The organism is Robinsoniella sp., from assembly GCF_034124845.1.
This window is the reverse complement of record NZ_JAWYAJ010000288.1, coordinates 10171-19723: the sequence shown is the minus strand read 5'-3', so window position 1 is coordinate 19723 and position 9553 is coordinate 10171. Positions and strand designations below refer to the sequence as shown.

The window sequence follows — 9553 nt, the reverse complement described above, 5'->3', positions numbered from 1 at the left end:
AGGAGATGAGTATCTGGTGGGAATGCCGGATAGCTGTGGAACGCTGGATGCAATCTGTCACTTATATGGATCTGAAAATGTGTTGTTTGCATTTATGGAAGAGCCGGAGCTGCTGAAAGATGCGATTCATCTTATCAATAGAGGTTGGAAGTATTCCAATGAAAAGTTTTATGAAGCATCTAAGAAAAATTGTTCTGGATCGGTTCATTCCTGGATGCATTTATGGGCACCGGGCAGAGTGGCACAGATGCAGTGTGACTTATCCGTTATGATATCAGCAAGTATGTATGAGGAATTTGTATTGCCGGAATTAGAAGAACAGATAGAATGGATAGATTATCCGGTTTATCACTTTGATGGGATCGAGCAGATCAAGCATTTGGATTATATCTTGGGTCTGAAGAAGCTGAAAGCTGTTCAGTGGACGCATGTGGCAGGACAGCCTTCGGCTGCTCATTATCTGCCGGTATTAAAGAAAATACAGGAAGGAGGCAAAAGCTTAATTGTTATGACGGTGAAAGAAGATATACCCATATTGTTAGCAAACCTTTCACCAGAAAAATTATATATCCATTGCGAGGCTGAGGATGAATACGAAGCCAGGGAGATTGTTAAGTATGTGGAGAAGAATTCATAGTATCATGTTTGGTATAAAATCTAAAAGAAAGAGAAGTCCGATTAAAATATAAGATTATGGATTGGGGTAGATGGATGCTGATAAAAAACTTAGATTATGAAAAAAGCCGGTATCCGGTGGCAGTAAAAGGGTTTACTGTGGATGGAACAAAACTTATTCTGGAGGTCACGGATCAACAAAATGGAATATTCTATATTTCAATTGACGGAAAAAAAGAAAATGTGCTGAGTATCCGGATATATAGAAACCACTATTTGGGGACTGAGTATGATTTTATAAATCATAGATATTTAAGTGAGCATACAGAAGTTAATATTATTGATGAGCAGGAGAGATTGATTCTTTCAACAAGCGGACTGTCAGTAATAATTAGTAAAAAGCCGTTTTCCTTTTGTGTTTATGATTGCAATAACCGCAAAGTTTACGAAGAACAGTTTTCGGATGTCAATTCTGTGCTGGATGGGTTTGAACGAATTATGCCAATGGGGTATACAGAGGATAGCCAGGGGTATAACACATATATGAATATCTGCAGCAGATTGAAGCCACAGGAATTCATTTATGGGCTCGGAGAACATTTTACTGAGTTTAATAAAAGAGGACAGTGCATCCGTATGTGGAATTCAGACACACTGGGCTGTCGAGATGATAAAGCGTATAAGAATATTCCTTTTTATCTTAGCAGCGAAGGATATGGGTTGTTCGTAAACTCTTATCGGGATGTGCTGTTTAACATAGGAACGGAGTCCAACGCCTCACTAAGTATTCATGTTCCCGGTGAAGAAGTGGAGTATTACATTATTACAGGTGAGAATCAGAAACAGATTGTCAGTACCTTTACCAATCTGACAGGACCGGCAGCTATGCCGCCGGATTGGAGCTTTGGTCTTTGGTATTCTACCGGATTTAAGGATTCTGATAGGCAGAGTGTTCTGGAGGATGCTATAAAATTCAGAGAATTAGATATTCCCTGTAACGTATTTCATTTGGACTGTTACTGGCTCAGGGAAGATATGTGGTGTGATTTTGTATGGGATGAAGAACGATATCCAGATAGAATAGATATGATTCAAAAGCTAAAAGAAATGGACTATAAATTATGTCTTTGGATGAATCCCTACGTAACAGTGAAATCTCAGATGTATAGGGAGGGGGATGAAAAGGGGTATTTTATAAAAGACATAAATGGAAATACCTATAAAGCGGATCTGTGGCATGGATTGTTATCCTTTTGTGCGGTATTGGATGTGACGAACCCCTCAGCCGTAAGCTGGTATCAGGGAAAATTGAGAAATATTTTAAGAGAAGGTGTGGATGTCCTAAAAACGGATTTTGGGGAGGATATTCCGGAAGACAGTTTGTTCTTTAACGGTAAACGAGGATATGAAATGCGAAATATTTATTCTAATCTTTACAATAGTATCGTTTACGGCGTTACGAATGAAGTCAATCAGGAAGGAATGGTTTGGGGGAGAAGCGGAAGTGCCGGGATGCAGAAATTTCCAGTCTGCTGGTCAGGTGATCCGCGGTCCTGCTATGAAGGAATGGCAGGAACATTAAAAGGAGGCTTGTCAATTGGTATTTCAGGGGTACCGTTTTGGAGCCATGATATTGGGGGGTTCTATGGAAATGTATCAGAAGACGTTTTTGTTCGGTGGGTTCAATTTGGAATATTTTCTTCCCACAGCAGGCTTCATGGTACGACAACGCGACAGCCGTGGGCATATTCAGAGCGTACTTTCAGGATAACCTGTGATTATATTAAGCTGCGTTACCGCCTTATGCCGTATATTATTGAGAATGCGAAAATATGTGCGGAAGAAGGAATTCCATTTATCAGACCTCTTTGTCTGGAACATCAGGATCCGGCTGTTTTACATATATGGGATGAATATTACTTTGGAAATAATATGATTGTGGCACCTGTATTTGGTGGAGACCGGGAAAGAAGAGCGGTATATCTTCCGGAAGGTGAATGGACGGATCTGTTAACGGGGAAGGATTACGCAGGAAAACAATGGTATGAAATAGAATGTGGACTGGAGTATATACCAGTATTTTTTAAGGAGTTAACTGGTTTGGAAAATATTACTACATTATTCCTGAAATAAAAATGATAAAGTCATTATAAGGAGGGGAGAAGGGAGATGGAGCAAATGGATATGGAGCGGGATATCGGTATTATACGTGAACTTAGCAAGCAGGTAAAGGAGATTGCACAAAAGCCGGACTATGAGAAAAAAAAGAAAAAATGGGCAGATCATAATGAATTAACTGGTGATATGGAACCTTTACTTTGGATCTGTCCCGATGATGACGGAGGGTGGCTGGAGTTGATCGAAAAGAAGGATTTATTGACAATAGATCCTGATTTCAGATGCCTGGAATGGCAGTTGAGAAAAATGATTTACCATCACAAATATTTTCACGATGACTATGTAATTGAACCGGTGGTGCGGTTTGAGGTTCCGGGTGAATATACGGGATATGCTTATGGCAGCCAAACTCAAACGTCTGCTTGGGGAATAAAGATAGAACCCATGGGGACTTCTAAAGGAGCGTACCGCATAAACAACTATTTAAATGACGATGAGAACCGTAATCGGCTGCTGGGTCATCAGGTAGATTTTATTACAGACCAACCCAGGCTGGAGGAATTAAAAGAAAAGTATAAGGAAGCGATTTGCGGCAATTTGGATATTGAATTTCATGTTCCTTATAGTGTACTGGTGCAGAGCCTGCTGATCGAACTGGTTCATTTACGGGGGCTGACAGAACTGATGCTGGATCTGTATGATGAGCCGGAGGAGCTTCATAAAATCTTAGATCATATGTCTGCATCCAAAGTAAAGCTTCTGGAACGTCTGGAGGAGAAAGGAGAGACATTTGATAACTGTTCCAACATTTATACGGGATCGGGAGGGCTGGGCTATACCAACCACAGCGTAAAAGATAAGGAAAGGGTGAAACTTCATGAAATGTGGGGGTTTGCAGATTCACAGGAATTTAGCAGTGTATCTACGGAGATGTTTCGGGAATTTGCACTTCAATATCAGAAAAGAGGGTTAACAAAATTTGGGTATGCATGTTATGGCTGCTGTGAGCCTCTGGATTTGAAGTACGAAGCAATCTTTTCAGAACTTCCTAACATTAGAAGGATTAGTGTAAGTCCATGGAGTAATATCCACATAGCGGCTGAGGCTATCGGTAAAAAAGCCATATATTCCAGAAAGCCGGATCCGGCACAAATCTGCAGTGGTTTTGATACACGTGAAATTGAAAATCAATTATCAGATTTGAAATCAGTAACAGCAGGAAAATGTTATACGGAAATAATATTAAAAGATATACGAACGATTCATCATAATCCTCAGACGTTAACAAAATATGTGGATTTGGTAAATAAAATTATGAAGTAAGGAGGATAAACCTTGTAAAAAGTACATGAATACGCTTTGGGTAAATGAAGAGAGTAGCAGTGATCAACAGATTCATGTTGGAAGAGAGGAAGGTATACATATGAAATTGAAAAAGTTAAGTGCATTTTTATTGGCTGTTATGATGACGGCTGGAACAATAGCGGGGTGCGGGCAGGGAAACAGTAAAGGAGAACAGGAAACAAAAGAAACGGTTGCCCAGGAAACACAGAATCAGCAGAAATCAACGGGAGAACTTATGGGGGACAACCTGAAGTTTGATCCGGCTGCCCAAATAGCTGGGGGGGAAGATGTGAATCTCAGTATTTGGGTTCCTGCTGCATGGGAAGAATACTATCGTAAATGGACCGCGGAATATACAAAGATTCATCCGAATGTCAGTTTCGATTTTACCATTACTTCTTTTGATGATCATTGGAAGAAAGTACCGCTTGCGATTAAGACGGACAGTGGTCCGGATTTGTTTTGGATGCATAATTCAGTAAATGAGATTATGATTCCTCATATGGAGCCGCTTCCGGAAGAAAAATTTCCTTTGGATAAGGTAAAGAGCGATTTCAGACAGGTAGAATCCAATATTATTGATGATAAACTGTATTATGTGGATATGGGACTTATGACAGGAGTTATTTTCTACAATAAAGATATCTGGTCGGATGCTGGCCTGACTGACGCGGATATTCCTAAAAATTGGGATGATTTCAGAGAAATTGCAAAGAAGCTGACCGTTAAGGATGAGAATGGTAATATCCAGGTAGCAGGATTTAATACCAATAATGCAGAATATATCTGGGTTGATTTAATGTATCAACAAGGAAAATGGCTGTTTGGAGAGGATGAGACAACACCTGTATTTTCATCACTAGAGGCACTGAAAGCCGCCCAATTAATGAATGATATCTATAATGTGGACGAAAGTGGAAGCGGAACTCAGCCCAAAGGAGAAGAAGCATTTGCCAACCAAAAAGCTGCCATGATTTACTGCTGGGGCTGGGCAAGCAACTATTTTAAATCCAATTTTCCAAACCTTAATTATGGGGCATTCCCTCTTCCGGTATTTGATGAAAACAATTTTGTGGCTTATGGCAGGAATAACGGAGATGTTTCATTAGGAGTCAGCAAGTACTCTGATGATAATAAGAAACAGGCAGCACTGGATTTTGTTCTTTACCAGATGTGCAATAATGACATGATAATTGAATACGATGTATTTGATGGAATGGCACCATCAAAATACAGCCTTACGGATCATGAGGCAATACAGGAGGAACCAGTATTAAAAGTGGAAGCAGAAATGTTGGACAAAACCATATGGCCGGGAGCAGTTCCGGATAATTATTTCAGTGATATTCAAAAATACATAGGACAGTCCATATTGATCAATAAGACAAAGCCGGAAGATGCGTTAGAAGAGGCAGCCAGGATGGTGAAGGAAGGGCTTGACGGTAAAAATTTCAAGACAGTAGAGCGGAAATCTGCATTGGCGGATAAATTGACCACACAAAAATAAATGAAATAGATGCATGCAGCAAGCCCGGCCGTTTGGCTTGCTGCTCGCGGGAATGAACGGAGGTATGGCAGGTGGGGCAAAAGAAAAGTAAATTAACGAGTCAGAAGGTTATGATATGGGGAACCCTTGGTGCTATGGGGATATTTTATGGATTATTTTTATTGCTCCCCATTCTCTATGCCCTGGCAGGTAGTTTTTGTGATTGGAATCCGATGATCGGACAGATGGATTTTAAAGGGATAGAGAATTATAAAACCATATTCACATCCACTGCGTTTCATAAAGCAATGATAAATACACTTTTCTTTACGATTGTAGTAACCTTTTTCAGGGTATCCCTTGGTATCATTTTGGCAGTACTGATTGATTCTATCGGGATTTTCAAATCTTTTTTCAGAACGGTTTATTTTTTGCCGGTTGTAGCTTCTATTGTCGCGATATCTCTGGTGTGGGTATGGATATTTGAACCGACAAGCGGTATTCTGAACCAAATTCTTGGATTTTTTGGAATTCAGGGTCTGGGATGGCTGAAAGATCAAAATTTGGCGCTTCCTTCTGTTATGATTGCTACAATCTGGAAGGATGTAGGCTTTGCAATGGTATTTTACCTGGCTGGTTTAAATGGGATCTCCAGGTCGTTGTATGAAGCAGCAGAAGTGGATGGAGCAGGACCAGTTCAGAAATTTTTCAAAATACAACTGCCCATGCTTTCTTCTACTACGGTATTGGTTGCAGTAACAGGGATCATTACCTATATTCAAATGTTCGACCAGGTATTTATGATGACGGAAAAAGCAGGTCCCAACAACGCTACGTTAACTGCCGTGTATATGCTGTACGAGGAGGCATTTATTGATTACCGGTTTGGAAATGCGGCAGTTATAGCTTTCGCGATTTTCCTGATCACGTTGGTATTCTCGGTGATCCAAATGAAATTAGAACGCAATGATTAGGAGGAAAGCCATGAAAAAGAAAATTCGGATATCAAATATAATTATTTATTTCATACTTTTTCTGGGAACCATTATGATTCTCTTTCCATTTTTCTGGATGTTTATATCATCTTTTAAAACAATGGAAGAAATTGTAGCATTTCCGCCTACCTTTTTTCCAAAAGCACCTACTGTCCAGAATTATATTAATGTTTGGAAAGAAATGAATTTTGACCAATATTTTCTAAACAGTATTTTTGTACTGATAGTAAAAACGCTGATCATTATCTACACCAGCGTGCTGGCAGGGTATGTTTTTTCAAAGCTTCAATTAAAATTTAAAAATGGAATATTCTTAATCGTTCTGGCAACGATGATGGTTCCATATCCGGTTACGATTCTATCACTCTATCAGGAGATGGTGTGGTTTCAATGGATTGACAGTTATAAGGCACTGATCATTACGGGAGTCTTTAATACATTTGGGATATTCGTAATGAAGCAGTTTATAACCAGTATCCCGGATTCGCTCATTGAATCAGCCAGACTGGATGGTTGTGGAGAATTTAGAATTCTACATAAAATTATCATGCCGCTCATTAAACCGGCGTTGTCAGCACTTGCTATATTTATCTGTCTGCAGATATGGAATGACTTCTTGTGGCCTTTCCTGGTTTTGAACAGCGATAAAAAATATACCATTCCCGTGGGTCTTGCGTTATTCAAAGGAAGATATTATACAGATTATGCGAAACAGCTGACAGGAGCGGCTATTACAATTGTTCCGGTTTTAGTCATTTATCTGTTCTTGCAAAAACAATTTGTAGAAGGAATTACGATGGCTGGTTTGAAAGAATAAGGAAAGGAGAATTTATATGCTGTCAGATCTTGGAAAGTTACAGGAAGGAAGTTCGTTTTCAATCTGCCCGGAAAATTTTACCGGAGAAAAAGGCGGTGCATGCAGAGCACAAACAGGAACAGGTGCACATTTTTCCCGGGAACTGGGCCCGGGATATAAGATGTCACCCAGTATTATAATAAAATCAGGGGAGGAATTTATCCTGGGAGAGATTCAGGGGATGGGGGAAATTACCCATATGTGGATGACCTGTCCGGTAGATGCATGGAGAGATCTTATTCTGGAATGTTACTGGGATGGGGAGGAGGAGCCATCTGTCTGTGTTCCTGTGGGTGATTTTTTTTGTAATGGATGGTGTGAGCATGTGAATATTAATTCTATTCCCATTACAGTGGCTCCAAGGGGAGGGTTTAATTCTTATTGGAATATGCCGTTTCTAAAAAGTGCTAAAATTGTTATGAGAAACCTTTATTATGAGGATTGTGTAATTTATTATCAAATTGATTTTACGAAAAGAAAGCCGGAGGTGGAGCCGGTATATTTTCATGCCCAGTTTCGACGAAAAAATCCTACTGTAAAAGGGGAACCTTTTGTTATACTGGATCAGGTTAAGGGACGTGGGCACTATGTGGGGACGTATCTGGCATGGCAATCCAATAGCTGTGACTGGTGGGGAGAAGGAGAAGTGAAATTTTTTCTTGATGGAGATCTGAAATATCCTACAATCTGTTCAACCGGAACAGAGGATTACTTTGGAGGTGCTTATAATTTTGAACAGCCTAAGGGACAATACTGTAATTATTCAGCACCATTTCTTGGCTTTGCACAAATGGCACCTCCTGATGGGTTATATGCAAGCCAACAGCGTTTTGGGATGTACCGGTGGCACATTTATGATAAAATACAATTTGAACAAGATATCCGGGTAGAGATTCAGCCCCTCGGAGTTCGTTATAATCAAAAATATCTGCTTTTGCAGGAGGATATTGCGTCTGTGGCAATATGGTATCAGACAGAGCCGCATGCTGCATTTCCAGTGCTTCCAGATGAAGATGAACGATACGTAACCCGTAAAATAGATTGGAATAAATAATTTATGAAAAAGAATCACCTAATCTTAGATCCTGTTTGAAATTCATTCCCGCCATCTGCACGTCCCACTTTGCGGTATCTTTGCCCCGGATTCAGGTTACGTAGCCCACTACGTGCCCTAAATTCGGGACAAATCTCCCACAAACTGGAACGCACATCTGACAGAAAGCAATTTTCAAACACGCTCTATCGGGGACAGGTGATTCTTTTTATAACCCCATATTTTTCTTATATATCAACAACAATCCTTCCAGCAGAAGTTCATCATCCAGAATAATATCTTCCACACAATGCCGGACAATACTCTTGGATAGTCCGCCGGTTGCTACAACCGTTGCTTTTTGACCCAGTTGTTTATTGATTCTGGTTATCATGCCATCGATCATGGATGCATTTCCATAGATTAAACCACTTTTCATACATTCAATCGTACTTGTGCCAATTAATTTTTTCGGTGCTTCCATACTGATTTTGGGAAGCTGGGAAGTGCGGCTGGTCAGGGAGGAAGAAGAAACTTTCACTCCGGGGATAATCATGCCGCCGATATAATTCTTTTTTGCATCCACTACAGAAATTGTGGTGGCGGTTCCCATGTCAATAATGATCAGAGGCAGCGGGTATTTGTGAATGCCTGCAACTGCATTGGCGATCAGGTCACTGCCCACAGTAGCAGGATTGTCCATTAAAATGTTCATGCCGGTTTTCACGCCGGGACCGATAATCATGGCAGAGTGTCCGGTTATTTTCTCGGCAGCATCCCTTACAATATTTGTAATCGGGGGAACCACCGATGAGATAATAGACCCCGTTACCTCTTTGGGAGTCAGGGCATACATTTCCAGGACATTTTTAAAACTTATGGCGTATTCTAATTCTGTTCGTGTATGGTCTGTAGAAAGTCGTTCCACGAAGAGTATTTTATCATTTTTTATGCATCCGATAACAATATTTGTATTTCCGATATCAATGGCTAGAATCATATATGGGTCTCCTTTAACAACTTTTGTAAAATATAATCTGTATATTAATTCCAAATTTGGTGGCATAGCCATCTATGTTACGCACTTTTGGAACTAGTGCCTCTCG

At 40.2% G+C, this 9553-nt stretch carries 8 protein-coding genes and 1 pseudogene; 7 read left to right on the top strand and 2 right to left on the bottom strand.

The window, feature by feature from the left end:
• The 7 genes and pseudogenes from ACH2DQ_RS14290 to ACH2DQ_RS14260 form a co-directional block, all read left to right on the top strand.
• Window positions 1–637, top strand: a pseudogene (locus ACH2DQ_RS14290) (trimethylamine corrinoid protein 2); the annotation flags it as partial.
• A gap of 74 nt (window positions 638–711) precedes the next feature.
• Entirely contained in the window at window positions 712–2748 is a 2037-nt protein-coding gene (gene yicI / locus ACH2DQ_RS14285) for an alpha-xylosidase (protein WP_394915824.1), read from the top strand.
• Window positions 2749–2784: 36 nt separating this feature from the next.
• Window positions 2785–4056 carry a hypothetical protein gene (locus ACH2DQ_RS14280; protein WP_394915825.1) on the top strand — a complete coding sequence of 424 codons (1272 nt, stop codon included), beginning with the start codon at window positions 2785–2787 and terminating at the stop codon, window positions 4054–4056.
• Between the two features lie 100 nt (window positions 4057–4156).
• On the top strand, window positions 4157–5584 hold the full coding sequence (locus tag ACH2DQ_RS14275) for an extracellular solute-binding protein (protein WP_394915826.1): 1428 nt from the start codon (window positions 4157–4159) through the stop codon (window positions 5582–5584).
• Window positions 5585–5655: 71 nt separating this feature from the next.
• Entirely contained in the window at window positions 5656–6537 is an 882-nt protein-coding gene (locus tag ACH2DQ_RS14270) for a carbohydrate ABC transporter permease (protein ID WP_394915827.1), read from the top strand.
• A gap of 10 nt (window positions 6538–6547) precedes the next feature.
• A complete protein-coding gene (locus ACH2DQ_RS14265; RefSeq protein ID WP_394915828.1) occupies window positions 6548–7375 on the top strand; it encodes a carbohydrate ABC transporter permease in 828 nt (275 codons plus the stop codon).
• A 16-nt stretch (window positions 7376–7391) separates the two neighbouring features.
• Window positions 7392–8468, top strand: a complete 1077-nt coding sequence (locus ACH2DQ_RS14260; RefSeq protein ID WP_394915829.1) for a glycoside hydrolase family 172 protein — start codon at window positions 7392–7394, stop codon at window positions 8466–8468.
• Window positions 8469–8559: 91 nt separating this feature from the next.
• Here ACH2DQ_RS14260 and ACH2DQ_RS14255 read toward each other — a convergent pair whose 3' ends face one another.
• Window positions 8560–8625: a DUF6783 domain-containing protein gene (locus ACH2DQ_RS14255; protein WP_394915843.1), complete on the bottom strand. Its 66-nt coding sequence runs from the start codon at window positions 8623–8625 to the stop codon at window positions 8560–8562.
• A 51-nt stretch (window positions 8626–8676) separates the two neighbouring features.
• Window positions 8677–9447 carry a type III pantothenate kinase gene (locus ACH2DQ_RS14250; protein WP_394915830.1) on the bottom strand — a complete coding sequence of 257 codons (771 nt, stop codon included), beginning with the start codon at window positions 9445–9447 and terminating at the stop codon, window positions 8677–8679.
• Window positions 9448–9553: the final 106 nt, after the last annotated feature.

Bases quoted from the DNA above. Each gene is read 5' to 3' on its own strand.
- ACH2DQ_RS14275 (WP_394915826.1), top strand. From the start codon at position 4,157: ATGAAATTGAAAAAGTTAAGTGCATTTTTATTGGCTGTTATGATGACG.
- ACH2DQ_RS14265 (WP_394915828.1), top strand. From the start codon at position 6,548: ATGAAAAAGAAAATTCGGATATCAAATATAATTATTTATTTCATACTT.
- ACH2DQ_RS14250 (WP_394915830.1), bottom strand. From the start codon at position 9,447: ATGATTCTAGCCATTGATATCGGAAATACAAATATTGTTATCGGATGC.
- ACH2DQ_RS14280 (WP_394915825.1), top strand. From the start codon at position 2,785: ATGGAGCAAATGGATATGGAGCGGGATATCGGTATTATACGTGAACTT.
- ACH2DQ_RS14260 (WP_394915829.1), top strand. From the start codon at position 7,392: ATGCTGTCAGATCTTGGAAAGTTACAGGAAGGAAGTTCGTTTTCAATC.
- yicI (WP_394915824.1), top strand. From the start codon at position 712: ATGCTGATAAAAAACTTAGATTATGAAAAAAGCCGGTATCCGGTGGCA.